We start from the raw sequence: 23,601 nt of genomic DNA on the forward strand, positions 1-23,601 counted from the left end.
AGAGCTGAAACGTCCAGCGCCGGGTGTCAGCGCTGCGGCACGGCGAACCAGGACGGCTGGGAGCCGCCCAGGCCGTGGCGCGCCTGTTCATCCAGGCTGGCCGACAGGCCTTGCAGGCCGCGCGCGCGCTGCTGCTCCAGGCCTTGCTTGAGCGCATCTGCCAACGCCTGGGCCGGGGCCGCCAGTCCGGGCCTCGCCTGGCCCGGCGCCGACTGTTGCGCGCTTGCCGCAGATGCGGTGGCCGGCAGCGTGGCGGACGGCGTGGCAGCCGCTGTCGTGGCCGTCTCCGCATAGCTGGCGATGGCCTGGCTCAGGGCGCTGACCTTGTTGGTCAGGAACCAGACGTCGGCGCTGGCGTGGGTGGCGCCGTCTGCCGTCTGGTAGCTGGAAGTCAGGCCGATGCGGTTGCTGTTTTGCAGCTCGGAAGCCTGCTGGGCCTGGGTGGCGATGGACGTGATGCCCAGCGAGGCCAGGGTATGGAGTTCATCGCCCTGGCTGACGCCGTCGCTGTTGCCATCCACCCACACCCGCAGCGCGCCATAGGCGGCGTCGGCGCTGGTGATGGCGCCGTCGCCATTGCTGTCCAGCTCGCGCAGGGCGGCGTAGCCGTCGGCTGCCTTGCTGCCATCGGCCAGGGTGGTGGCGCTGCCGAACAGCTCGGCGCCGCTGGTGATGGCGCCATCACCGTCGCGGTCCAGGGCCAGCAGGCCGTCGTGCGCATCGACCCAGCCGGTGTGGACCGCCTGGCCGTTGCCGTAGATATCGAACTGTACGCTGGCGGCAACGCTCAAGGTGCGCACGCCGTTGCCGTCCAGGTCCAGCACCAGCGGCGTCGCGTAGCGCGAGGAATTGGGGTCCAGCGCCATGGTCTGGTCGGTGCTCATGGCCGCCACCTGGGCATTGGTGAAGGCGCTGATCTGGGCCGTGCTCAGCATGGCCAGGTCGGCCGTTTCCAGGGCCTGGATCTGCGGCGTGGACAGGGCCGCGATGCCGGCCGTGGGCAGGGCCGGCATCTGGGCCGTGGTCAGGGCGGCGATCTGCTCGGCCGAGAAGCCTTGCAGCTGGCTGGCCTTGAGGCCGGCGATCTGGGCGCTGGACAGGGCCGCGATCTGGGTCGCCGACAGGTAGCCGATCTGGGTGGCGGAGAGCGCGCCCAGCTGGCTGGTGGACAGGGCCAGCAGCTGCGCCGTGGACAGGGCGCCCAGCTGGTCCACGCTGAGCACCGCCATCTGGGTGTTCTTCAGGGCCGCCACCTGGGTCACGCTCAAGGCCGAGGCCTGGGTCGCGGTCAGGGCGCCGATCTGGGTCGCGCTGAGGGCTTGCAGCTGGGTCGTGGTGATGGCCTGCAGCTGGCTGGTGGCCAGCGCGGCCACCTGGTCGACCGTGAAGGCGGTGATCTGGCTCAGCTTGATGGCGGCCACCTGGGCCGTGCTGAAGGCCTGCACCTGGCTGTTGGACAGGGTGGACAGCTGCAGGGTGTTCAGGTAGCCGACCTGGGCCGTGCGCAGGGCCGCCACCTGTTCCGTGCCCATGGCCGTTATCTGGTCCACGGTCAGGGCGCCAATCTGCAGGCTGCCCAATGCCTGCACCTGGGAGGTGTTGAGGCTGGCCAGCTGGCTGTTCAGCAGGCTCGCTATCTGCACCGCATTCAGGGCCGCGATGTCGCCGGTGGCAAACGCCGCCAGCTGGTCGTTGGACAGGGCCGTCAGCGCATCCACCGACAGTGCGGCGGTCTGGGCCGTGCTCAGGGTGGCCACCTGGTCGGTGGACAGCACGCTGATCTGGCCGGCGGCAATGGCCGCCACCTGTGCCGTGCGCAGGGCCTTGATCTGGCTGGTGGTGAGCGCCTGCATCTGGCCGGCGGTGAGGGCGGCCAGTGCGTCCGCGTTCAGGCCGTAGGCCACCTGGGCCGTGCTCAGGGCCGCGATGTGGGCCGTGTCCAGCGCCGCCACCTGGGCCGCCTGCAGCCCGTTGTAGAGCTGGCTGGTGCCCAGGGCGGCCAGCTGCGTGAGGGTGAGGGCGTTGAGCTGGCCGCTGCCCAGCGCCGCCAGCTGGTCGTTGGACAGACTGGCGACCTGGCGCGTGGCCAGGGCCGCCACGTGGGCCGTGTCCAGCGTCGCCAGCTGGGCCGCCTGCAGGCCGTTGACCAGCTGGGTGGTGCTCAGCGAAGCCAGCTGGGCCGTGGTCAGGCTGTTGAGCTGGTCACTGCCCAGGGCCGCCAGCTGGTCGTTGTTCAGGACGCCGAGCTGGCGCGTGCTCAGCACCGCCAGGTCTTCCGCTTCCACGGCGGCGATTTGCTCGGCCGACAGCGAGGCCAGCTGGCGCGTCGCCAGCGAGGCCACCTGGGCAGTGACCAGGCCGGCGATCTGCAGGGTATCCAGCGCGGCGATCTGGTCGGTGGACAGCGAGGACAGCTGGGCCGTCGCCAGGCTGGACAGCTGATCCGTGCCCAGCCCGGCCAGCTGGGCTGCGCCCAGGGCGGCCAGCTGCACGGTGCTGAGCGCGGCCAGATCCTCGGTTTGCATGGCGCCGGCCTGGGCGCTGGTCAGGGCGGCAACTTGCGCCGTCGCCAGCGCGCGCGCCTGGGCCGTGGTCAGCGCCACGATCTGGTCGGTACTCAGCAGGGCGAACTGGGCGCCGGTCAGGCCGCCCAGGGCCGCCGTCGCAATCGCGGCGAATTGTTCGGTGCTGAAGGCGGCCAGCTGGTCGCCGCTCAGCAGCGGCAACTGGCTGGCGCTCAGTTGCGCCACTTGCGCCAGCGACAGGGCCTGGATCTGGGTCGTGCTCAGGGCGGCCAGCATGGCGCCGCCCAGCCCGGCCAGCTGGGCGCTGGTGAGGGCGTTGAGCTGGTCGCTGGTCAGGGCCGCGTACTGGGCGGTGGACAAGGCCGCCAGCTGCTGGCTGCGCAGGACGGCGACGTCCTCGAGCTCGATGGCGGCCACCTGGGCCGTGCACAGGCTGGCGATTTGCGCCGTCGCCAGGCCCGCCACCTGGGCCGTGGTCAGGGCCACGATCTGGTCCGTGCCCAGCGCCGCGATCTGGCTGGAGTTCAGGGCGTTCAACTGCGCCGTCGTCAACGAGGCGGCCTGGTCCACGGTGAGCGCCGCCACCTGGGCGCTGGAGAGCCCCGCCAGCTGGGCCGTCTTCAGCAGCACCAGGTCCGCCGTTTCCAGCGCCTGCACCTGGTTGCTGCCGAGTGCGGCCAGCTGGCGCGAGGTGAGCGCCGCCACCTGCTGGGTGGCCAGGGCGGCTATCTGGGCCGTGCCCAAGTAGCCGATCTGGGCCGTGCCTATGGACGCCACCTGGGTGGCGCTCAGCGCGGCCAGGTCCTCCAGTTCCAGCGCCGCCAGCTGGGTGCTGGTCAGCAGCGCGATCTGGGCCGTGGCCAGCTGGCTGGCCTGGCGCGTGGTCAGCTGCGCGATTCGCCCGGTGGACAGGCTTTGCAGCTGGCTGCTGGTCAGGGCATTGAGCTGGGCCGCGCCCAGGGCCTGGAATTGGTCGCTGTCCAGCGCCGCCAGCTGGTCGCTGCCGAGGACGGCGATCTGGGCCGTCTTCAGGGCCGCCACATCGTCGGTGCCCAGCGCCTGCACTTGCTGGGTGCCCAGTGCGGCCACCTGGGCCGTGGTCAGCGCGGCGGTGACGGCGGCGCTCAGGGCGGCGATCTGGTCCGTGCCCAGCAGGGCGATCTGGGCGGTGGACAGCACCGCCACCTGGGTGGCTTTCAGGGCGGCGAAGTCTACCAGCTCCAGCACGGCGATCTGGTCACTGTTCAGGGTGGCGACGGCGTCGGTGCTCAGGGCACCGATCTGGCGCGTGGTCAGCGCCCGCAGCTGCTCGCTGTTGAGGCCGGCCACCTGTGCCGTGCCCAGGTTCGCGATCTGGGCCGTGGACAGGGCCTGGATCTGGTCGGTGGACAGGCGCGACAGGGCATCGCTGCCCAGCGCGGCCAGCTGGCTGACGCTGAGCACGGCGAAGTCGGCCGTCTCCAGCGCCGCCACCTGGTCGGAGCTCAAGGCGGCCAGGATGCGGGTGCCGAGCGCCGCCACCTGGGCCGTGGTCAGGGCCTGGATCTGGCCGGTGGACAGGGCGCCCACCTGGCTGCTGCCCAGGGCGTTGAGCTGGGCCGTTTTCAGCGCCGCGATCTCGCCGGCCACCAGGGCTCGCACCTGGGACGTGCCCAGGCTGGCCACCTGGGTGGTGGTGAGGCCCGCCACCTGGGCGCTGGCCAGGGCCGCGATGTGCTCGCTGTCCAGCGCACCGAGCTGGGCCGTCGCCAGCGAGGCCAGCTGGGCCGCCGTCAGGGCGCGCAGCTGGTCGGTGGACAGGGCGTTCAGCAGGCTGCCGTCCAGCACGTTGAGCTGGGCCGTTTTCAGGGCGGCCAGGTCGGCCGTCTCCAGGGCCTGGACCTGGGTGCTGGTCAGGGCCGCCAACTGGCTGGTCAGCAGGCTGGCGGTTTGCTGCGAAGTCAGGGCGGCGATGTGGGCGGCGTCCAGGCTGGCAAAGGCGGCCGTGCCCAGCGCGGCCAGCTGGACCGTGCGCAGGGCGGCGAAGTCCGCCGTCTCCAGGGCCGTCAGCTGCGTGCTGCCGAATCCGGCCAGCTGGGCCGTCGTCAGGCTGGCGGCCTGGGCGGTAGAGAGGGCCGCCAGCATGTCCGCGCTGAATCCGTTCAGCTGGGTGGTGGTGAGTGCCGCGATCTGGGCCGTGCGCAGCAGGGCCAGGGTGTCGGTGCCCAGGGCGGCCAGCTGGCCGGCGCTCAGCAGCGCGACCTGGGCCGTGGTCAGGCTGCTGGCCTGTTTGGTGCTCAGGGCCGCGACCTGGGCCGTGGCCAGGGCTTGCAGCTGGGCGCTGCCGATGGCTGCCAGCTGGGTGGTGCTGAGCGCCGCCAGCTGGTCATTGTCCAGGGCGTTGAGGGCGTCGGCGCCCAGCACGGCGATCTGGGCCGTGCGCAGGGCAGCCAGGTCAGCCGTCTGCAGGGCCCGCACCTGGGCAGTGGTCAGGGCCGCCAACTGGCTGGTCAGCAGGCTGGCGGTTTGCTGCAAGGTCAGGGCGGCGATGTGGGCGGCGTCCAGGCTGGCAAAGGCGGTGCTGCCCAGCGCGGCCAGCTGGGCCGTACGCAGGCTGGCGAAGTCCGCCGTCTCCAGGGCGGCCAACTGGGCGCTGCCGAAGGCGGCCAGCTGGGCCGTCGTCAGGCTGGCGGCCTGGGCGGTGGACAGGGCCGCCAGCATGTCCGCGCTGAATCCGTTCAGCTGGGTGGTGGTGAGTGCGGCGATCTGGGCCGTGCGCAGCAGGGCCAGGGTGTCGGCGCCCAGGGCGGCCAGCTGGCCGGCGCTCAGCAGCGCGACCTGGGCCGTGGTCAGGCTGCTGGCCTGTTTGGTGCTCAGGGCCGCGACCTGGGCCGTGGCCAGGGCTTGCAGCTGGGCGCTGCTCAGCGCCGCCAGCTGGGTGGTGCTGAGCGAGGCCAGCTGGTTGCTGCCGAGCGCGTTGAGGGCGTCGGCGCCCAGCGCGGCGATCTGCGCCGTCTTCAGCGCCGCCAAGTCGGCCGTTTCCAGCGCCTGGATTTGGGACGTGGTCAGCGCCGCCAGCAGCCTGGTGGCCAGGCTGGCGGCCTGGGTGGTGGTCAGGGCGGCGATCTGGTCCGCGCTCAGCAGCGCGGCCTGGGCCGTGGTCAGGGCGTTGACCTGGACCGTGCGCAAGGCCGCCAGGTCGGCGGTTTCCAGCGCGGCCAGCTGGGCCGTACCCAGGTTGGCGATCTGCGTGGTCGTGAGACCGGCGGCCTGCTGGGTGCTGAGGGCGGCGATGGCGGCCGTGCCCAGGGCCGCCAGCTGCGCCAGGCTGAGCGCGCTGGTTTGCTGCGTTTTCAGGGCCTGGATTTGTTCGGTGGACAGGGCGGCAATGGCGTTGGTACCCAGGTAGCCGATCTGGCTGGTCCGCAAGGCCGCCAGGTCGGCCGTCTGCAGCGCCGCCACCTGTAGCGTGGTCAGCGCGCCCAGGGCGGCGGCGCTCAGCGACGCAGCCTGGCTGCTGGTCAGGGCCGCGATCTGGTCGGTGGTGAGCGAGGCCAGTTGGCTGGCGTCCAGGGCGTTGAGCTGGCTGGATTTCAGGGCCGCGAAGCCGGCCGTGGTGATGGCCGCCAGCTGGCTGGTCAGCAGCCAGCTGAACTGGGCGCTGGTCAGCGAGGCGATCTGGCCGGTGCCCAGGGCTTGCAGCTGGGCCGTGCTGAAGGTCTGGATCTGGCCCGGCGTCATCTGCACCAGCTGCGCCGTTTTCAGGGCCGCCACCTGGTTGGTGGTCATGGCGGCAATGGCGCCGGTGCCGAGCGCGCCCAGCTGCGAGGTGCGCAGGGCGGCGAAGTCGGCCGTTTCCATGGCGGCCAGCTGGGCCGTGGTCAGGGCGCTGAGCTGGCCGACCGTCAGGGCGGCGGCCTGCTGGGTGGTCAGGGCCACGATCAGGCCGGTGTCCAGCGCGGCGATCTGGCGCGTCGTCAGGCTGGCCAGCTGGGCCGTCCTCAGGCTGGCGAAGTCCAGCGTTTCCAGGGCGTTGAGCTGGTCGGTGTCCAGGGCTTGCAGCTGGGCCGCGCTCAGGGACGCCACCTGGCGGGTGCCCAGGGCGGCAATCTGGCTGCTGTCCAGCGCGGCCACGCCGCGCGTGCCCAGCGCGACCAGCTGGGCCGTGGTGAGGGCGTTCAGTTGTTCGCTGCCCAGCACGGCAATGGCGGCCGTGGACAGGCCGCCCAGCTGGCTGGTGCGGATGGCGGCCAGGTCGGCGGTCTGCAGCGCGGCCACCTGGGCCGTGCCCAGCGAGGCCAGCTGGCCGGACGTCAGGGCGGCGGCCTGCTGGGTTTTCAGGGCGGCGACCTGGTCGCTGGACAAGGCCGCCACCTGGCTGCCGGTCAGGGCGGCGATCTGCTGCGTTTTCAGGTTGGCCAGGTCCACGGTTTCCAGCGCGGCGACCTGGGCGGTGGACAGCAGGGCGATATTGGCGGTGCTGATGGCGGCGGCCTGGGCCGTCGTCAGGGCGATGATCTGGGCGCTGTCCAGCGCCGCCAGCTGGCTGGCGCGCAGGGCGGCAATCTGGGCCGTCGCCAGGGCTTGCAGCTGGGCCGTGCCCAGGCCACCGAAGCTGTCGCTGGCCAGGGCGGCGACCTGGGCCGTTTTCAGGGCCGCCAGGTCACGCGTTTCCATGGCGGCCAGCTGGGCGCTGCCCAGCTGGGCCAAAGCGGCGGTCGACAGGGCTTGCAGCTGGGCCGTGGTCAGGGCCACGATCTGGTTGGTGTCCAGGGCGGCCAGCTGGTCGCCGCGCAGGGCGCCGGCCTGGGCCGCTTTCAGGGCCGCAATCCCGTCCGTGCCCAGGGCCGTCACCTGGTTTGAGCCTAGGGCGGCGATCTGGCGGGTGCTGAGCGAACTGGCCTGGGCGGTGGTCAGGGCGGCGATCTGCGCCGTGCCCAGCAGGGCCAGGCCGGCGCTGGCGATGGCGTTCAGCTGGGCCGTGCCCAGGGCGGCGAAGTCGGCTGTTTCGAAGGCGGCCAGCTGCTCGCTGTCCAGCGCGGCGACCTGGCGCGTCTGCAGGGCGGCGGCCTGCTGCGTGCCCAGGGCAACGATCTGGGCCGTGGTCAGGGCCGCGACCTGGCTGGTGCCCAGCGAACGGACCTGGTTGGTGGACAGGGCGGCGATGTCTTCCGTTCCCAATGCCGCCACCTTGGCGGTCCCCAGCGACACCAGCTGCGCCGTCGTCAGCGCGGCGAACTGGGCGGTGCCCAAGGCGGACAGCTGGTCGCTGGTGAGGCTGTTGAGCTGGGCCGTGGACAGGGCTTGCACCTGGGCGCTGCCCAAGCCGCCGGCCAACTGGCTGGTGGCCAGGGCTTGCACGTCCTGGGTGGACAGGGCGCGTACCTGCCTGCTGCTCAGCGCACCGAGCTGGGTCGACGACAGCACCGAGACCTGCAAGGTGGTCAGCAGGGCGATATCGGCGGTCGTGAACGCGGCGATCTGCACGGTCGACAGGTTCACAATCTGGGCGGTGGACAGGCTGGGTACGATGGAAGTCATGAAAAAAATCTCCTTGCGGAAATATATAGTACCGTCAAACCGGTCCAGATTGAGAATAAACGGGATAAAAGTGTGCCAATTCTTAATAAGGCGACATGGCGGTCGATTGCGCTAAGTAGTTGTGCGAAAAGGGCAAAAATGGCGAAAGATTCATGCCGGAATGAATATGCCGGAAACACGGTAAGATGATGTCTGCCCGCCATTGAGGGCCTTCCTACGGATATCACAAATATGTTACATACGCCCGCCGCATTCACTCCCTTGATTAATCCCGATAATGATGACGAAGCACTCAGCTTTATCGTCCACCGAGGGCAGTTGCTTTTGCGCAACGGCGATCTGGCGCTGGCCGGCGCCGCGCAGCTGGCGGCACTGGGCCTGGGACCGGAACGCCTCCATCCGCTGGGGCGGATGGACGGGCGTTATTACCAGGTGGCGTGGAGCGAGCAGGGGGAAGTGGACGGTTACGCCTGGCACGGGCTGCGTTCCCTGTTCGGCGCCCTGGACGACGGCTTCCTCGGCATTGCCAGCCGGGCCGTGCAGCTGGCCGAATGGGCGCGCACGCACCGCTACTGCGGCGTATGCGCCACGCCCATGGTGCACAAGGCGGGCGAGCGCTGCTACCAGTGCCCGGCCTGCGGCATGACGGCCTATCCGCGCATCTCGCCGGCCATGATGGTGCTGGTGCGCAAGGGCGACGCCGTGCTGCTGGCCCTGCACACCCAGTCGCCCTACAAGCGCTACACGGCGCTGGCCGGTTTCCTGGAGGCCGGCGAATCCATCGAGGAAGCGGTGCACCGCGAGGTATACGAGGAGGTCGGGCTGCGGGTGCACAACCTGCAGTACTTCGGCAGCCAGTCCTGGCCCTTCCCGCATTCGCTGATGATCGCCTTCACGGCCGACTACCTGGACGGCGAGATCCGCATCGACCACAACGAGATCGCCGAGGCGCGCTGGTTCGGTCCCGGCGACGCATGGCCGGAGCTGCCGGTGGGCGTCTCGATCGCGGCCCAACTGGTCAACGCCCACCGGCCCCGGTGAACACACAGTATTTTCAAACCGGGTGTCAGGTCTGCCATCAAACCGGGTGTCAGGTCTGCCATTGGTACATGAGCTCGCTTGCAAAGCGAGCTCATGTACCAATGGCAGACCTGACACCGCTGTAGACACCGCTGTATAGACACAGGTGTATACTGTCCGGCCACCCGTAATGATGGCTTACAACATGTCTCACGAAGAATTCACTGAAAACGACTGGCGCCGGCTGATCGCCAGCATAGGCGAGGACCCTGACCGTCCCGGCCTGCTGGAAACCCCGCACCGCGTGGCCAAGGCCTGGAAGCACTGGACTTCCGGCTACCAGCAGAACCCGGTCGAGCTGCTGAAAGCCTTCGAGGATGGCGCCGAGCAGTACAACGAATTCATCATCGTGCGCAACATCCCGGTCTACAGCCATTGCGAACACCACCTGGCGCCGTTCTTCGGCAAGGCCACCATCGGTTACATCCCGAACGGCAAGATCGTCGGCCTGTCCAAGCTGACCCGCCTGGTCGATTGCTTTGCCAAGCGCCTGCAGGTGCAGGAGCGCATGACCATGCAGATCGCCAATGCGCTGCTGGAAGTACTGGAACCCAAGGCCGTGGGCGTGATCGTCAAGTGCCGCCACCTGTGCATGGAGAGCCGCGGCATCCGCACCCCGGGCGAGGAAACCGTCACCTCGGCCATGCTGGGCGAGCTGCAGCCCAACCTGGCGATGCGCACCGAGTTCCTGTCGCTGGCGCGCGACTGAGCGGCATGGCGGCCATCGCATGGCTGGGCGGCAGCCTGGACGCCGCATACACGCAGGCGCGCTCGCTCGGGCGCCCGCTGTTCCTGTACTGGGGCGCGCTCTGGTGCCCGCCGTGCAACCGGCTCAAGGCCGAAATCTTCGCCAACAGCGAATTCGGCGCGCGCACGGCGCAGGTGCTGGCCTATCATCTCGATGGCGACGCCGCCGGGGCACAGGCCCTGGCCGCGCAATTGGGCTTGCGCAGCTATCCCACCCTGGTGCTGTTCACGCCGGACGGCGCCGAGATTACCCGCTTGCCCTGTGAGCTGGACGCCGAACAATTCACCGCCGCCTTCGATAACGCCCTGGCCGTGTGGCGCGCCGGCTCCGGCGCGGCCGCCGCGCTGCAAGCCGCCTTGTCCGGCAGCCGCGCCCTGGCCGCCGCCGAGTGGCAACTGTTGGCCTGGTATGCCTGGGATACCGACGAGCAGCGCCTGCTGGCCGGACGCGATCCCGCCGCCACCCTGCTGGCGCTGGCCGGCGCTGCGCCTGCCGGACTCGCCGCCCGCTACACGCTGCTGGCCCAGGTCCTGGCCGGCCGCAACACCGTCCCCGGCGTGGCCGACGCCCTGCTGGCCGTGTGCGCCGACCCCGCCACCGCGCGCGCCAACATGGACCTGCTGACCAACCACGGCGCCGCGCTGCTGCGCCATGCCGGCGAAGGCGTGACCCCAGCCGCCGTCGCCGTCGCGCAAGCGGCCCGGCCCTGGGTGGAGGATTTCTGGCTGGGCCCGGTCGATCGCCTGATGGCCCTGCGCCTGCAACTGCGCATGGCCCGCTACGGCGCACCGGCCGCTGACCTCGCCGCCCAGGTGCAGTCCGCCGTGCGGGAGATGCTGGCTGCCTGCACCGATCCGTACGAGCGCCATAGTCTGGTCAACACCGTGGTCAGCGCCCTGAACGACGCTGGCCTCGCCGCGCAGGCCGAACAAGTCCTCCTGGACGAGCTGCCGCGCTCGCACTCGCCCTATTACTTCATGCTGAGCCTGGCCTCCGCAGCCAAGCGCCGTGGCGACACCGCCGCCGTGCTGGACTGGTACCAGCGCGCCGCCGCAGCGGCGGTGGGCAGCGCCACCCGCCTGCAATGGGGCGCCACCTGGCTGGCCGCCGTGGCCGACTTGGCCCCGCACGACGAGGCCCGCCTGGCCCAAGCGGCCGAGGCCGTGCTGGCCGACATCCAGCGCACCCCGGACGCGCGCCAGCAACGCAACCTCACCCAGCTGCGCAAGCTTGCCGCCGCGCTTGAGGGCCGCACAGGTCCAGCGGCCGTAGCCCTGCGCGCCGCCATCGCCTGAGATGGTGCGCTGTCTTTCGACGGACGGCAATCCCGCTACACACGTAGTGTCCGATTAGATTGACAATCCAGGGTAATATGTCCAACATATCGGACATGAAAGCCAAAATCCCCCGTCCTTTTCCCTCTATTGACCGGCAGCTCAAAGCCTTGGGCCAGCGGCTGAGGGAAGCCCGTTTGCGTCGGGACATTTCAACGGTGCTGTTCTGCGAACGGATGAATGTATCCCGCGACACCTTGAACCGTATGGAAAAAGGGGATGCTTCCATTGCCATAGGCACCTACTTGCGAGCACTACGTATTCTTGGCATGGACAAGGATTTGGAGATGGTCGCCAGCAACGACGAGCTCGGCCGCAAGCTCCAGGATGCGAAGCTTCTGGTTCGAACTCCTCGCGGATGAGCGGTGTACCAATTGATGAAAAAGGCCAAAGCATTGCTGGACCGGGAAACCTATCTGGTCTACCTGGACGCGGCTGAGCTCGGTATTCAGGAACAGGTAGGCGTACTTCACCGCAATCTGCGCAAGGAAGACCTGCCGGCATCGTTCCAATACGTTCCAAGCTGGGAGCAGCATCCTGGCAGGTTCATGCTGGACCCGCGCCTGGACCTCCATTCCGGGGAGCAATACCCTGAGGCCGGAGCACCAGGCTTTGGCATTTTTCTCGATTCAGCACCGGACAGGTGGGGAAGGATGCTGATGGAGCGGCGTGAGGCCGCCGAAGCCGACCGTGAAGGCCGTTCAATAAGAATACTGCGCGAAGTGGATTTTCTGCTCGGGGTGCACGATATCACCCGCATGGGCGCACTGCGCTTTCGCAAAACAGACGGCGTCAACTTTCTCGACGACCGCGAAAAAGCGGCGCCGCCCGTCACCAGCCTGGGACAGCTTGCTGACATCAGCCGCAAGCTGGAGGAGCCGGGGGTCGAGAAACTGCCGGAATATGTGCGCTGGTTGTCCATGCTTATCGCGCCGGGTACATCCCTCGGTGGCGCGCGCCCCAAGGCCAACTTCACCGACCTGACGGGAAAGCTGTGGTTCGCGAAGTTTCCCTCGAAGGAAGACCGATATGACGTGGGCGGCTGGGAATTCATGGTGCACCAGATGGCGCGGGACGCAGGTATCTGGGTGCCTGATGCCCGGCTGGAGAAGTTCGGCGATGGGCACCGCACGTTCTGCGTGGAGCGCTTTGACCGCGTCCATGAGAGCCGCCGCATGTTTGTTTCGGCCATGACGCTGCTCGAACGCCAGGACGGGCAGGGCGGTGCAAGCTACATCGACCTGGTCGAACTCATCTCCGATCAGGGGAGCCGTAACCACATTAACAGCGACCTGGATCAACTCTACCGCAGGGTCGTGTTTAACGTCCTGGTAGGGAATCGGGATGACCATCTGCGTAACCACGGCTGCCTGCGGGACAAGACTGGCTGGCGCCTTGCCCCCGCGTTTGACATGAATCCCAATCCGTACAAGCAGGAGCACGCCTTAACCCTGGACGGCAATGTGGCCGTTCCCAGCCTGAAAGCCGTGCGCGACACTGCGCAAGACTTCTATCGTCTCACCCGCAAACAGGCCGATACGATCGAGAAACAAGTGGCGGACGTGGTCCGGGGATGGCAGGAACGGGCGGCGCAGCTGGGCATGCCCCGTTTTGAAGTACAGCAAATGGCCAAAGTCTTTCTTGCCGGGCTGTAGGCGCCGCGCGTCGCGCAACCGGTCCGCTGCAAAATGTGCACCTCATCCACAAATTCGCAGACAAGCTTGGTCATCATTTCCGGGTAATGGTAACGTTAACGAAAATGACGCTTCAGCTAACATCGTGCAACATATGTCTACGTGCTAAGAGAGCGGCAGACAAGGACTCCCATGAAAACCAAGCAGGTAACCCTGATCACCGTGGCCGAGAAGGCCGGCGTCTCCGTCATGACGGTGTCGCGCGCGCTGAACGGCGAGGTGGCCGTGGCCAAGAAAACCCGCGCCAAGGTCTTGGCCATCGCCGCCGAACTGGGCTACTCGCCCAATCTGTCGGCCAAGATGATGAAGGGCAGCCGCACCAACGTCATCGGCATCATGGTCAACGATTTGCAATCGTCGGTGATCAACGAGATCATCGGCGCCGCCAGCGAGGCGGTGCGCAAGCTGAACATGGACCTTATCATCTACAACTCCATCAGCGAACCGGAAAACGGCCAGCACAAGGGCCTCAACAATATGCTGCACGGCCTGTGCGACGGCCTGCTGCTGATACTGCCGCGCATCAGCGACAGCCACATCAAGCTGCTGGAGCAAAGCAAGCTGCCCGTGGTGCTGGTCAACTACTGCCGCGACAACACCAGCCTGCCCGTGGTCCGCGGCGGCAACGTGGACGGCGCCGCCGCCGCCACCCGCCACCTGCTGCAGCTGGGCCATACCCGCATCGCCTTCATTGCCGGCTCGCCCTACACGGGACAAAGCCGCGAGCGCCAGCAGGGCTACCAGGACGCCCTGCGCGCGGCCGGCATCGCGCCCGATCCGCAGCTGGTGGCGCAGGGCGATTTCGGCCGCAGCTCCGGCTACGAGGCGGCCCACGCCTTGCTGCTGCAGGCCGACGCTCCCACCGCCATCTTCGCCGCCAACGATGAAATGGCCATGGGCGCGATGGACGCCGTGCGCGCCCACAACCTGCGCATGCCGCAGGACGTGTCGGTGGTGGGCTTCGACGATATCGCTTCGGCGGCCCAGGTCAAGCCGGGCCTGACCACGGTGCGCCAGCCGCTGGGCGCCATCAGCGAGGCGGCCGTGCGCGAGCTGCTGATGCGCGTGTCCGGCACCGGCGGCTACCAGGACAAGATCGAATTCCCCAGCGAACTGGTGCTGCGCGAATCGACCGCCGCCGCACCAGCGCCGCGCCCAGCCGTGCGCAACGCGCGCAAGCGCACCGGAACGGCTATTGCTATTCGATGAACTACCTGAACAAGCGCGGTTGTAGCGTGAAGAGTTAACGAGTTCGACGCCGCGGCCGAGCACAACATCGGCCTGGCCGCGCATCCGGGGACGCGCTGAGTCAGCGCGGCTGCAAGGCGATCAGCGCCATGCCGGCCAGCGCCAGGGCGGCCCCGGCCGCATCCCAGCGCGTCAGCGCGACGCCGTCCACAAAACGCAGCCACAGCAAGGCGACCGCGATATACATGCCGCCATAGGCCGCATAGGTACGGCCGGCGGCGGCCGGATGCAGCGTGAGCAGCCAGGCAAACAGCGCCAGCGACAGGGCCGCCGGCGCCAGCAGCCACAGCGGCCTACCCTGTTTGATCACCAGCCATGGCAAATAGCAGCCCACGATTTCGGCAATTGCCGTGATGGCGAACAAGGCGGTGAGACGCAGGAGCTCCAAGGCTGTCCTCCTCAATCCAATGCCTTGGCAAGGCAGACCGAGACCGGGTTGCCGAGGTATTTGCCGTAGCCTTGCGTGACCTGGTAGCCGCGCTTGTGGTAGAAGGCGACGGCGGCGCTATTCACGCGGCGGGTCGAGAGCCAGACGGCGCGGTAGCCCAGGCGGCGCGCTTCCTGCTCCAGGAAGGCCAGCACCGCGCTGCCCACGCCGCGCGTGCCCGGGCGGGCGTACATGCGCTTGATCTCGGCCACCCCTGCCTGCAGGGGACGCAGCGCGCCGCAGCCCAGCGCCGCGCCCTCCGCATCGCGGGCGATGGCGAAGCAGGCGCCTGGGCCCGTCACATCCTGCGCATCGAAGGAGGACTGGCCGCTGTCGCCGGTAATGCGCGCCAGGGTGGCCGACAGTTCCTCCATCAGCAGCGCGGCGTCGGCCGACAGCGGCGATTCGGCACGCACGGCATGCTCTGCAAACTCGCCCGCCATCAGCGCGCGCCCTTGTATTCGCTGCCGGGCTTCCACGCCGGTCCGGCCTTGCCCTGGGCGATCTGGTAGCCGGCCTGGAACAGCAGCGCCGCATCCTCGGCCGCGCCGCGCAAGTCCCAATCGGGCTGCACGGTGTCGGCCACCGTGTGGTACTGCAGCCGGGTGTAGGCGCCCAGTGTGGCCCCGCCATAGCCGGCCGGCTTGCCGATGAAGTCCGCGCCGCTGCGCAGGTACAGGGCAGGCACGCCCACCTTGGCGAATTCCAGCTGGTCGCCGCGCTGGAAGCTGGTGAATTCGCCCGTGCCGTCCGCATGCACCACGCGGCGCTGCTGCCGGGCCGCCGCCGCCGCCACCTCGTCCACGCCGGACAAGCCCAGGCCCGACTGCGCCACGTCGCGCGTGCGGCCCCATACATTCATGCCGTCGATGTTGATGTCCACCAGCGTGCGCGCCAGCGGATACAGGGGATGGCGCGTGTAGTACTGCGCGCCCAGCTGGCCGCGCTCCTGCGCCGTGGTCAGCAGGAACACGATGCTGCGCCTGGGCGGCGCCGGCAGGGCCTTGTAGGCGCGCGCGATCTCCAGCAGCGCCGCCACGCCCGAGGCGTTGTCGCGCGCGCCGTGGAAGATCTGCTGGCTGCGCGGGCCGGGCAGGCTGTCGTCCACGCCGAAGTGGTCCCAGTGCGCGCTGTAGATCACATATTCGTCCTTGAGCTGCGGATCGGCGCCGGTGATCTTCGCCACCACATTGTGCGAAGGCTGGTCGCGCCAGGCGTTGAGCATCTGCACGTCCAGCTGGGCGCCCAGCGCCACCGGCTTGAAGTCGCGCGATTGCGCGGCCTTCTTCAGCATCTCCAGGTCCTGGCCGGCGGCCTTGAACAGCTGCTGCGCGCTGTCCTGGCGCAGCCAGCCCGCCACCCTGGGATAGGACGGGTTGGAACCCTGGTCGCGCAGGGTGAAATTCTCGCGGCTCCAGGTGCCGCGCACCACGTCCCAGGGATAGCCGGCCGGCTTGGTGTCGTGGATGATCAGCGCGCCGGCCGCGCCCAGTTTGGCGGCGATCTCGAACTTGTAGCTCCAGCGCCCGTAATAGCTCATGGCCTTGCCGCCGAAGACGGCCGGGTGCAGTTGGCCGCGCTTTTTCGGGTCCGGCACCGGCGGATCGTTGACCAGCATGACCAGGGTCTTGCCGCGCAGGTCCACGCCCTTGAAATCGTCCCACTGGAATTCCGGTGCGCGCACGCCGTAGCCGACGAACACCAGCTCCGACTTTTTCAGCTCGATCTGTTTTTCCGGCTGCCCGGTCCAGGCCACGTAGTCGTCGCCATAGCGCAGCGTCGTGCTGGCGCCGCCCGCGTGCCAGGCCAGGGTCGGATGGCTGGAGATGCCCAGCAGCGGCACCGCCTGCACATAGCTGCCGTCCGGATTGCCCGGCTCCAGGCCGAGCTGGCGCAGCTGGGTGGTCAGGTACTCGACCGTCATGCTCTCGCCCTTGGTGGCCGGGGCCCGGCCCTCGTACTCGTCTGACGCCAATACCTTGATGTGGTCGAGCAGGCGCGCAGGCGAGATGTTCTCGGCGCCATGGGCGGCCGCGCATGCCAGGAGGGCGGGTAACAGCAGAGATTTCATCGGGGAGCGGGGTTGCGCAAAGACATTATTCTGACACAGTTGCCGTCCACCATGACTCATCCGAAAATCAGATCATTTTGTCCGGAATATTGCGCTTTTTTATCGGTATTGTTGATATTAAGATGGACTCATCCAATTAGCCATCAGGAGTTCATCATGAAAACCATCCAGACCCTCATCGCCTCCGCCGCCATGCTGCTGGCCGCTGGCGCCGCGTTGGCCGAACCCGTCAAAACCCGCGCCGAGGTGCAGGCCGAAGTGCAGCAGGCGCGCGCCGCCGGCGCCCTGGACCAGACCGAAGCCACCCTCAATCCGCCCGTGGTCCAAACTGCCGGCCTGACCCGCGCGCAAGTGCGCGCCGAAGTGGTGGCTGCCCGCGCCGCCGGCACCCTGGACACCAGCGAGGCCGACTACGTGACCGGCTGGAACCGCGCCAAGGCCGCCAAGGTGGACGCCCAACTGGCCGCCAAATCCGGCGCCGCCCAGCAGCACTGATTACCGGCGGGACCCTGCCCGCCCACCGCCACATCACACGGACGCCAGCGATGCAGATCGCCGCGTCCGTTTCTTTTGTTGGCATGACTATAAATGTTGTTTTTTGTGCACATCAAGCCCGGTTGGACGCCGGCACCGACGGTAATCTCGCTTGCATGACTATAGGGAGCTCTCCGTGAACAAACTGTCTTTTCAGCAGAAGCTGTGGGTACCTCTGATCTGCAGCCTGTTGTGCATCACCGCGATTGTCATCCTTGACGCCTTCGAGACGCGCGCCATCCGCATCGAGGAGCGCAGCACGGACCTGCGCCATATCGATGACGCTGGCCTCAGCATCGTCCAGCAGTACGGCGAGCGCGCCGCCGCCGGCCTGCTGGGCCGGGATGAGGCCCAGCGCCAGGCGCTGGCCATGATACGCAATCTGCGCTACGGCAAGGATGGCTACATCACCGTCACGGCCGGAACGGTGTCGCTGATGAACCCGTTCAAGCCGGAAAACGATGGCAAGGACATGGCTGATGTCCAGGATGCGAAAGGACGCTATCTGTACCGGGACATTTATGCCGCCAGCCGCACGCCGGAAGGAGCAGGCTATGTGCGCTACTGGTGGACGCGGCCCGGCGGCAGCGAACCGGTGCCCAAGCTGAGCCGGGTCGTAGCCTATGCGCCCTGGGGCTGGGCCCTGACCACCGGGGTGTACCTGGACGACATCGAGGCCGATTTCCACGCCACGCTGTACCAGTCGCTGGCGGTGCTGGCGCTGCTGTGCGCCGGGCTGTGGGTGGTGGTGGGCGCCGTCAACCGCAGCGTGCGCGCTTCGATAGGCGGCGATCCCGTCTACGTGGGACAGGTGGCGGAACGTATTGCCGGGGGGGAGCTGGATGGGGCGATCCTGCTGCGCGAGAGCGACAAGGACAGCATCCTGCACGGCATGCGCGCCATGCAGGAGCAGCTGGCCCGGACCATAGGCCAGATCCGCGCCAGCGCCGAGACCATCGCCAGCGCTTCGAGCCAGATCGCCAGCGGCAACCTGGATCTGTCGGCGCGCACCGAGTCCCAGGCCAGCGCCCTGCAGCAGACGGCGGCCGCGATGGAGCAGCTGACCACCACGGTGCAGCAGAACGCCGGTAATGCCAGCCAGGCCAACCGCCTGGTGCAGGAGGCGGCGGCCGTGGCGCGCGACGGCGGCTTGGCGGTGACGCAGCTGGTGCGCACCATGGATGGCATCCAGGATGCGTCCAGGCGCATCGTGGAGATTATTACCGTGATCGACGGCATCGCTTTCCAGACCAATATCCTGGCGCTGAACGCGGCGGTGGAAGCGGCGCGGGCGGGAGAACAGGGGCGCGGCTTCGCGGTGGTGGCGTCCGAAGTGAGGGCGCTGGCGCAGCGCTCGGCGGCGGCCGCGCACGAGATCAAGGGTTTGATCGGCAGCTCGGTGCAGACCATAGAACAGGGCAGCGGGCTGGCCGCCACGGCCGGCGCGACCATGGAGCAGGTGGTGGCCAGCGTGGAGCGGGTGACGCGGCTGATGGCGGCGATCGCGGCCGCGTCGGGCGAGCAGAGCACGGGCATAGGCCACGTCAACCAGGCCATCAGCGAGATGGACGCGGCCACCCAGCAAAACGCCGCGCTGGTGGAGCAGGCAGCGGCAGCGGCCGCCAGCTTGCAGGAACAGGCGGCGGCGCTGGCGCGGCTGGTCGCCCGCTTCAAACTGCGGGGTCAGGTCTCGTTCAGACATGAGCTGGCCTGATCATGAGCTAGCCTGAAGGCAGACTCATGTACTAATGTCAGATCTGACCCCGGGGTTACCGGGGTTACCGGGGTTACTGCGGCAGCGGTTTGCCGTCCGGTCCCACGGCCACGGCCGCTTCGAAGATCAGCTGGTCGCCGTCCACGTGGTACATGCCGACCAGTTCGCCCGGGTCGGTCTTGATGTCGGTGTACAGCACACAGGTCTGGGTGTCGGCCGCCCACGCTTCCTGGCCGGAGCGCAGCACCCACATGTTGTCGCCCTTGGCGTACAGCTCGATTTCGACCTCGTCCGCGCCGGACAGCTGCAGGTCCACCCGACGCTGGCATTCCGGCTGGCGCGCCATGGTCAGCTGCACTTCCACTTCATCCTTCCAGAAATACGGCTGCACGCGCCGCACCGTCAGGCTGTGCTGGCCGCCCTTGCCGTCCGCGTAATAGCTGGCGGAATCGTCCACGCAGGCGGTCAGCAGCAGGGGCAGCAGGAGTATCAGGGACTTGCGCATGAGGCATCCATCGGTGGCCGGTATGCCCGCATTATAGCGGCAGGCGGGAATCGTGAAATAATGGCGGCGGGAGGATGACATGCCACGCGATAGCTCGGAAAGCAGGCGGGAATGGCTGCTGCGCCGCCAGTGCGCGCTGACGCCGCGCCAGTTCGTGGCCGCCTACGGCGTGCTGTGCCTGGCCTCGTTCGGCGTGGCCACCGGTTTCATCGTGGCCGGGGTGTGGCAGATCCTGTTCTTTACGGCGCTGGAGATGGCGGCGGTGGCGGCGGCCTTCGTGTATCACGCGCGCCACGCCACCGACCATGAGCGCATCGAGCTGGCCGGCGGCCGTTTGCTGGTGGAGCGCTGCTCGGCCGAGCGGGTCACCCGCATCGAGCTCGATGCACGCCGCACCCGCGTCACGCCGCCGCGCCGCCAGCGCGACCTGATCGCGCTGGAAGCCGGCGGCCGCCGGTTGGCGCTGGGACGGCTGGCGCCGCCCGCGCGCCGGCGCCAGGTCGCGCTGGAACTGCAGCGCGACCTGCGCCTCCATTAGAACCCGTTCCAAAAATGAGCAGGGCTAGGCGCGGCTACGAAGACAGTGCGCCAGCACGGCGAGGAGCCGTAACGACGCCATGGTCATTTTTAAACGGGTTCTTAGAAGCGGTAGCCGACGCCCACGCCCACCAGCAGCGGATCCACCTTGACCGCGCTGGCCTTGGCGCCGCTGATATACACGTCGCTGCGGATCTGCACTTTCTTCACGTCGAAGTTGAGCGACCAGTGCTCGTCGATCTTGTAGTCGACGCCGGCCTGCACGGCCAGGCCCCAGCTCTTGTGTTCCAGTCCGCCCTTACCGCCCAGCAGGTTCACATCGGAGATGTTGGTGTAGTTCACACCGGCGCCCAGGTAGGGCGTGAGCGGCGAGTTCGACACGAAATGGTACTGGGCCAGCAGCGTGGGCGGCAGGTGCTTGAAGGTGCCGATCTTGGCGCCGTCCAGGCTCACGTCGTGCTTCTGCGGATAGGTCAGGATCAGCTCGGCCGCGAAGTTCGGGGTGAAGAAATACGAGATGTCGACTTCGGGGATGGTCTTGCTGCTCACGCCGATGCGGTCGGAGGCGCCGGCGCCGCCCACGGGATCAGACTTGTCGGCCGGATCCAGATGCACAGCGCGCGCACGCACCAGCCACGGCGATTCCTCGGCGGCCGCGTGGCCCGCGATCAAACCCAGGGAGGCAAACAGGATGGCTGCAACAGGCTTCTTCATTTTCACTTCCTTCTCTTTCGTCTAAGTAACGGAAAGAAGTGTATTGATGCTGCTCAGCAAAAACTTTGATGCACATCAAAAGCTCACCGATACGCCGTGCCCTCGTAGTTTTACGGTACCGTCACGGCGCCGCTGCATTGCCAGCTCATGGGCTGAGGGTGAACATGTACTTGAACGGCACCGCCATGGCGCAGGGCTGGCCGGCGCAGCGGCCCGGCGTATACTTGACCAGCAACAGCACCCTGGCCACCATGTCGCCGAACTCCTTGTCGGGCGCTTCCAGGATGGCGGTGCGCTGCGGCGCGCCGTTTTCGTCGACCCAGACCTGGGCCTGCAGCATGCCGCGTCCGCGCATCTGGCCGCCCAGGCGCGACAGCGCGCGCGACAGCTCCACCATGCCGCCCACCGGATAGGGCGGCGCGTCGCCGGCCTGCAGGATGGCGTAGGGCTGCCTGACCAGCTGCTGCTGTTCAGGCGTCAGGTCGGCATAGGATTTATCGGGCGGCACCTGGTAGCCCCGGGCGGCGTCGCTGCGCAGGTTGCTGCCGGTGCGGGGGCTGTCTTCCTTGATGTCGTAGTTGCCCGGCTGCGGCTTGCCCTCCAGCGCCGGCCCGCCCAGCTGGAAGCTGCCGGCGAACTGGCCCTTGAGCACCTGGCCATTGGAATAGGTGATGGCGCCTTCGCCCCACGGCTTGCCGTTGCGCCAGTGGCCGCTGTAGCTGCCGCCCAGGGCATAGCGTATCGTGCCGACGCCATCCGGACCGGCGTTCCAGCCGCCTTCGTAGACGTCGCCATTGTGGCTGTAGAACTTGACCTGGCCCGTGACCCGGCCCTGCTGGAAGCTGCCCACCAGCTTGTCGCCATTGGGCCGCACGATGATGCCCTTGCCATCCAGCTGCCCATCCTTGTAGTCGCCCTGGGCCAGGCTGCCGTCGGCGCGCTGGTAGACCCCGTCGCCATTCGGCAGGCCGCGCTGCAGCGGGCCTTCGTAGCGTTCCGTGTCCTTGCCGTTCAGCGTCCATTGCAGCGCGCCGGGGCCGTCCGCATAGCCATCCTTGCAGGCGCCGTTCCAGCTGGCGCTACGCCCGGCGGCCGGACGCGGATCGGCAATGCGGCAGTCGGCCGGACCGGTGTAGGCGGGTTCCGCGGCCACGGCGTGGGCGGCAAGGGCAAGCAGCAGCAGGGGAAGCGGGCGCATAAGGTCTCTCGTGATTGTAAAGAAAATAATGTTATCACTTGGTGATATCCTTGGGACATGAAAAATTACTTAAGACTGCTGGCGGCCTTGTGGCCGCTGGGCGCCTTGGCCGCGCCGGACCAGGCCGGGGTGGACGTGCAACTGACGCTGGCAGGACCCGATGCGCTGGAAGTGTCCTACCGCCTGCCCCCACAGTGTGCGCAAGTGGATTTCCTCAAGAATGGCAGGGATGGCCGCGAGACCCGCGCCGGCTGGCAGGCGCTGGACCCCGGCTGCGGCAGCGCCGGCGCCGACCGCCTGGAGCGCGGCCCGGCCCAGTGCCCCGCGCTGCGCTTCCGGGTGCCGGCGCAGGTGCGCCAGCCCGGTTACCCGGCCGCCTTCCCGCTCGGGCAGGGCTTGTACGCCCACCTGTCCAACTACGCGCTGGCGGACAGCTGCGGCCCCGCCACCTACCGCTTTGCGGCGCCCGGTGTGGTGGCCGACGGCGCCGCCGTGCGCGGTCACGCCACGGCCGCCAGCGCGGACAGCGCGGCCCTGCTGCTGCAGGCGCCGCTGGCGTGGCAGCCGGGCCAGCCGCTGGCCTGGTTCGATCCGCGCCTGCCGTCCGCCGCCGTCGCACAGATCAGGGAAGTGGCGGCCGGCACCGTGGACTACCTGCGACTGGCCATGCCGGACGCCGTCTACAAGGCGCCGGCGGTGGCCGCCGTGTGGGCCGAGGCGCCCGGCGGCCCCACCATAGGCGGCGACGCCAGCGACGTCCTGCGCCTGTCGCTGTACAACTGGCCGGCCGCGCCGGGACCGGCCGAACGGCGCGAACTGGCGCTGCTGGTCTCGCATGAATACAGCCACCGCTTCCAGCTGCGCGACGCCGCCGATGCCTATCCGGACGCGCGCCTGATCCACGAGGGCGGCGGCGAATTCCTGCGCTGGATGGCGTCCCTGCACAATGGCTGGCTGACGCCGGCCCAGGCGGCCGAGGACCTGGACCGCGCTCTCACCGATTGCGTGCTGTACGCCGACGGACAAAGCTGGCGCGCGCTGTCGCCCAGGGTTATCGCCGGCAACCGGCTGGAATACCGCTGCGGGCTGGCTGTCTACGCCTACGCGCTGGCGGCGCGCCAGGGCCGGACCCAGGATGGTGCGGTGGCGCGCCTGAACGCCTTCTACCGCGACCTGCGCGGCGGCGCCAAACCGGACTTCGCCCAGGCCATGGAATGCGGCCCCGCCACGGACTGCCATCCACGCTGGATCCCGGCCCTGCTGGGCAATGAAGGTCCCATGGAGCGACAGTGGGAAGCCCTGTTTGCCGCCACCGGCCTGGCCACGCCGCAGCCGCCTACCCAGGCCCAGCGCGACGCCATGGTGCTGCGCGCCCTGGTCCAGCTGATGAAGGATGACTGCGGCGGCCGCAGCGGCACCACGCCCATGGCGGACGGCGTGCTGCTGGACGGGATGAAGGCCTGCAAGACCTTCGTGCGCGACATCGACGTGCGCAGCATCGAGGGCTTGCCGGTGTTTGGCCACGCCGCCACCGGCCAGGCCATGGCGGCGGCCTGCACGGCGCGCCACGAAGTGCTTCTGGGGTTGAAGGATGGCGCCACCCTGGCCGTCCCCTGCGCCCGGCCCTACCAGCCGCGCACGGCGTTCTACCGGGCCGATATCGCCCGCGTGCTGGCGGCGCTGCAGGGCCGCTGAATACCAGGTGCAAAGTCCCGGTGGCGGGTGTAGTATCACCTGCGGTCGATAACCTGG

The 23,601-nt window shown here is 68.4% G+C and carries 17 protein-coding genes; 10 read left to right on the forward strand and 7 right to left on the reverse strand.

Going from position 1 to position 23,601, the window contains the following annotated elements:
* Nucleotides 1-26 precede the first annotated feature (26 nt).
* Nucleotides 27-8,045 carry an SPM autocatalytic domain-containing protein gene (locus ACLB1G_RS25635; protein ID WP_491630097.1) on the reverse strand — a complete coding sequence of 2,673 codons (8,019 nt, stop codon included), beginning with the start codon at nucleotides 8,043-8,045 and terminating at the stop codon, nucleotides 27-29.
* A gap of 231 nt (nucleotides 8,046-8,276) precedes the next feature.
* On the opposite strand from ACLB1G_RS25635, the gene nudC reads away from it, so the two are divergent.
* From nudC to ACLB1G_RS25665, 6 genes are all read left to right on the forward strand, one after another.
* A complete protein-coding gene (gene nudC, locus ACLB1G_RS25640; protein ID WP_491630098.1) occupies nucleotides 8,277-9,086 on the forward strand; it encodes an NAD(+) diphosphatase in 810 nt (269 codons plus the stop codon).
* A 184-nt stretch (nucleotides 9,087-9,270) separates the two neighbouring features.
* Complete coding sequence (gene folE / locus ACLB1G_RS25645) at nucleotides 9,271-9,834, forward strand: GTP cyclohydrolase I FolE (RefSeq protein ID WP_491630099.1); 564 nt, start codon at nucleotides 9,271-9,273, stop codon at nucleotides 9,832-9,834.
* A 5-nt stretch (nucleotides 9,835-9,839) separates the two neighbouring features.
* The gene (locus ACLB1G_RS25650; RefSeq protein ID WP_491630100.1) at nucleotides 9,840-11,168 is read left to right on the forward strand and encodes a thioredoxin family protein; all 1,329 of its coding nucleotides are present in this window, start codon (nucleotides 9,840-9,842) and stop codon (nucleotides 11,166-11,168) included.
* A 95-nt stretch (nucleotides 11,169-11,263) separates the two neighbouring features.
* Nucleotides 11,264-11,569, forward strand: a complete 306-nt coding sequence (locus ACLB1G_RS25655) for a helix-turn-helix domain-containing protein (RefSeq protein WP_491630101.1) — start codon at nucleotides 11,264-11,266, stop codon at nucleotides 11,567-11,569.
* A 15-nt stretch (nucleotides 11,570-11,584) separates the two neighbouring features.
* Complete coding sequence (locus ACLB1G_RS25660) at nucleotides 11,585-12,862, forward strand: type II toxin-antitoxin system HipA family toxin (RefSeq protein ID WP_491630102.1); 1,278 nt, start codon at nucleotides 11,585-11,587, stop codon at nucleotides 12,860-12,862.
* 171 nt (nucleotides 12,863-13,033) lie between these two features.
* Nucleotides 13,034-14,110 (forward strand): LacI family DNA-binding transcriptional regulator, encoded by a 1,077-nt coding sequence (locus ACLB1G_RS25665; protein WP_491630103.1) that lies wholly within the window; start codon nucleotides 13,034-13,036, stop codon nucleotides 14,108-14,110.
* 100 nt (nucleotides 14,111-14,210) lie between these two features.
* Here the strand turns inward: ACLB1G_RS25665 and ACLB1G_RS25670 are convergent, their stop codons facing one another.
* Genes ACLB1G_RS25670 through ACLB1G_RS25680 form a run of 3 tightly spaced genes read right to left on the reverse strand, consistent with a single transcriptional unit; the run spans nucleotide 14,211 to nucleotide 16,647 of the window.
* On the reverse strand, nucleotides 14,211-14,537 hold the full coding sequence (locus tag ACLB1G_RS25670; protein ID WP_491630104.1) for a YnfA family protein: 327 nt from the start codon (nucleotides 14,535-14,537) through the stop codon (nucleotides 14,211-14,213).
* Between the two features lie 11 nt (nucleotides 14,538-14,548).
* Entirely contained in the window at nucleotides 14,549-14,992 is a 444-nt protein-coding gene (locus ACLB1G_RS25675) for a GNAT family N-acetyltransferase (protein WP_491630105.1), read from the reverse strand.
* A gap of 26 nt (nucleotides 14,993-15,018) precedes the next feature.
* Nucleotides 15,019-16,647 carry a M28 family peptidase gene (locus ACLB1G_RS25680; protein WP_491630106.1) on the reverse strand — a complete coding sequence of 543 codons (1,629 nt, stop codon included), beginning with the start codon at nucleotides 16,645-16,647 and terminating at the stop codon, nucleotides 15,019-15,021.
* Between the two features lie 156 nt (nucleotides 16,648-16,803).
* Here ACLB1G_RS25680 and ACLB1G_RS25685 point away from each other — a divergent pair, with 156 nt between their 5' ends.
* Nucleotides 16,804-17,142 (forward strand): DUF4148 domain-containing protein, encoded by a 339-nt coding sequence (locus ACLB1G_RS25685; protein ID WP_491630107.1) that lies wholly within the window; start codon nucleotides 16,804-16,806, stop codon nucleotides 17,140-17,142.
* A gap of 175 nt (nucleotides 17,143-17,317) precedes the next feature.
* On the forward strand, nucleotides 17,318-18,895 hold the full coding sequence (locus ACLB1G_RS25690) for a methyl-accepting chemotaxis protein (RefSeq protein ID WP_491630108.1): 1,578 nt from the start codon (nucleotides 17,318-17,320) through the stop codon (nucleotides 18,893-18,895).
* A 73-nt stretch (nucleotides 18,896-18,968) separates the two neighbouring features.
* Here the strand turns inward: ACLB1G_RS25690 and ACLB1G_RS25695 are convergent, their stop codons facing one another.
* On the reverse strand, nucleotides 18,969-19,400 hold the full coding sequence (locus ACLB1G_RS25695) for a hypothetical protein (protein ID WP_491630109.1): 432 nt from the start codon (nucleotides 19,398-19,400) through the stop codon (nucleotides 18,969-18,971).
* A gap of 79 nt (nucleotides 19,401-19,479) precedes the next feature.
* Between ACLB1G_RS25695 and ACLB1G_RS25700 the strand changes: the two genes are divergently transcribed.
* Nucleotides 19,480-19,938, forward strand: a complete 459-nt coding sequence (locus ACLB1G_RS25700) for a DUF2244 domain-containing protein (RefSeq protein ID WP_491630110.1) — start codon at nucleotides 19,480-19,482, stop codon at nucleotides 19,936-19,938.
* A gap of 101 nt (nucleotides 19,939-20,039) precedes the next feature.
* Here ACLB1G_RS25700 and ACLB1G_RS25705 read toward each other — a convergent pair whose 3' ends face one another.
* Nucleotides 20,040-20,651: an OmpW/AlkL family protein gene (locus tag ACLB1G_RS25705; protein WP_491630111.1), complete on the reverse strand. Its 612-nt coding sequence runs from the start codon at nucleotides 20,649-20,651 to the stop codon at nucleotides 20,040-20,042.
* A gap of 145 nt (nucleotides 20,652-20,796) precedes the next feature.
* Entirely contained in the window at nucleotides 20,797-21,849 is a 1,053-nt protein-coding gene (locus ACLB1G_RS25710; RefSeq protein ID WP_491630112.1) for an MORN repeat-containing protein, read from the reverse strand.
* A 57-nt stretch (nucleotides 21,850-21,906) separates the two neighbouring features.
* Here ACLB1G_RS25710 and ACLB1G_RS25715 point away from each other — a divergent pair, with 57 nt between their 5' ends.
* On the forward strand, nucleotides 21,907-23,544 hold the full coding sequence (locus tag ACLB1G_RS25715) for a hypothetical protein (protein ID WP_491630113.1): 1,638 nt from the start codon (nucleotides 21,907-21,909) through the stop codon (nucleotides 23,542-23,544).
* Nucleotides 23,545-23,601 lie beyond the last annotated feature (57 nt).

It is taken from the genome of Duganella kummerowiae, assembly GCF_053572355.1.

Excerpts from the sequence above, each read along its gene's own strand:
- ACLB1G_RS25695 (WP_491630109.1), bottom strand. The coding sequence starts at position 19,400 with ATGCGCAAGTCCCTGATACTCCTGCTGCCCCTGCTGCTGACCGCCTGC.
- ACLB1G_RS25655 (WP_491630101.1), top strand. The coding sequence starts at position 11,264 with ATGAAAGCCAAAATCCCCCGTCCTTTTCCCTCTATTGACCGGCAGCTC.
- ACLB1G_RS25685 (WP_491630107.1), top strand. The coding sequence starts at position 16,804 with ATGAAAACCATCCAGACCCTCATCGCCTCCGCCGCCATGCTGCTGGCC.
- folE (WP_491630099.1), top strand. The coding sequence starts at position 9,271 with ATGTCTCACGAAGAATTCACTGAAAACGACTGGCGCCGGCTGATCGCC.
- ACLB1G_RS25700 (WP_491630110.1), top strand. The coding sequence starts at position 19,480 with ATGCCACGCGATAGCTCGGAAAGCAGGCGGGAATGGCTGCTGCGCCGC.
- ACLB1G_RS25715 (WP_491630113.1), top strand. The coding sequence starts at position 21,907 with ATGAAAAATTACTTAAGACTGCTGGCGGCCTTGTGGCCGCTGGGCGCC.
- ACLB1G_RS25665 (WP_491630103.1), top strand. The coding sequence starts at position 13,034 with ATGAAAACCAAGCAGGTAACCCTGATCACCGTGGCCGAGAAGGCCGGC.
- ACLB1G_RS25650 (WP_491630100.1), top strand. The coding sequence starts at position 9,840 with ATGGCGGCCATCGCATGGCTGGGCGGCAGCCTGGACGCCGCATACACG.
- ACLB1G_RS25680 (WP_491630106.1), bottom strand. The coding sequence starts at position 16,647 with ATGAAATCTCTGCTGTTACCCGCCCTCCTGGCATGCGCGGCCGCCCAT.
- ACLB1G_RS25710 (WP_491630112.1), bottom strand. The coding sequence starts at position 21,849 with ATGCGCCCGCTTCCCCTGCTGCTGCTTGCCCTTGCCGCCCACGCCGTG.
- ACLB1G_RS25660 (WP_491630102.1), top strand. The coding sequence starts at position 11,585 with ATGAAAAAGGCCAAAGCATTGCTGGACCGGGAAACCTATCTGGTCTAC.
- ACLB1G_RS25635 (WP_491630097.1), bottom strand. The coding sequence starts at position 8,045 with ATGACTTCCATCGTACCCAGCCTGTCCACCGCCCAGATTGTGAACCTG.
- ACLB1G_RS25705 (WP_491630111.1), bottom strand. The coding sequence starts at position 20,651 with ATGAAGAAGCCTGTTGCAGCCATCCTGTTTGCCTCCCTGGGTTTGATC.
- nudC (WP_491630098.1), top strand. The coding sequence starts at position 8,277 with ATGTTACATACGCCCGCCGCATTCACTCCCTTGATTAATCCCGATAAT.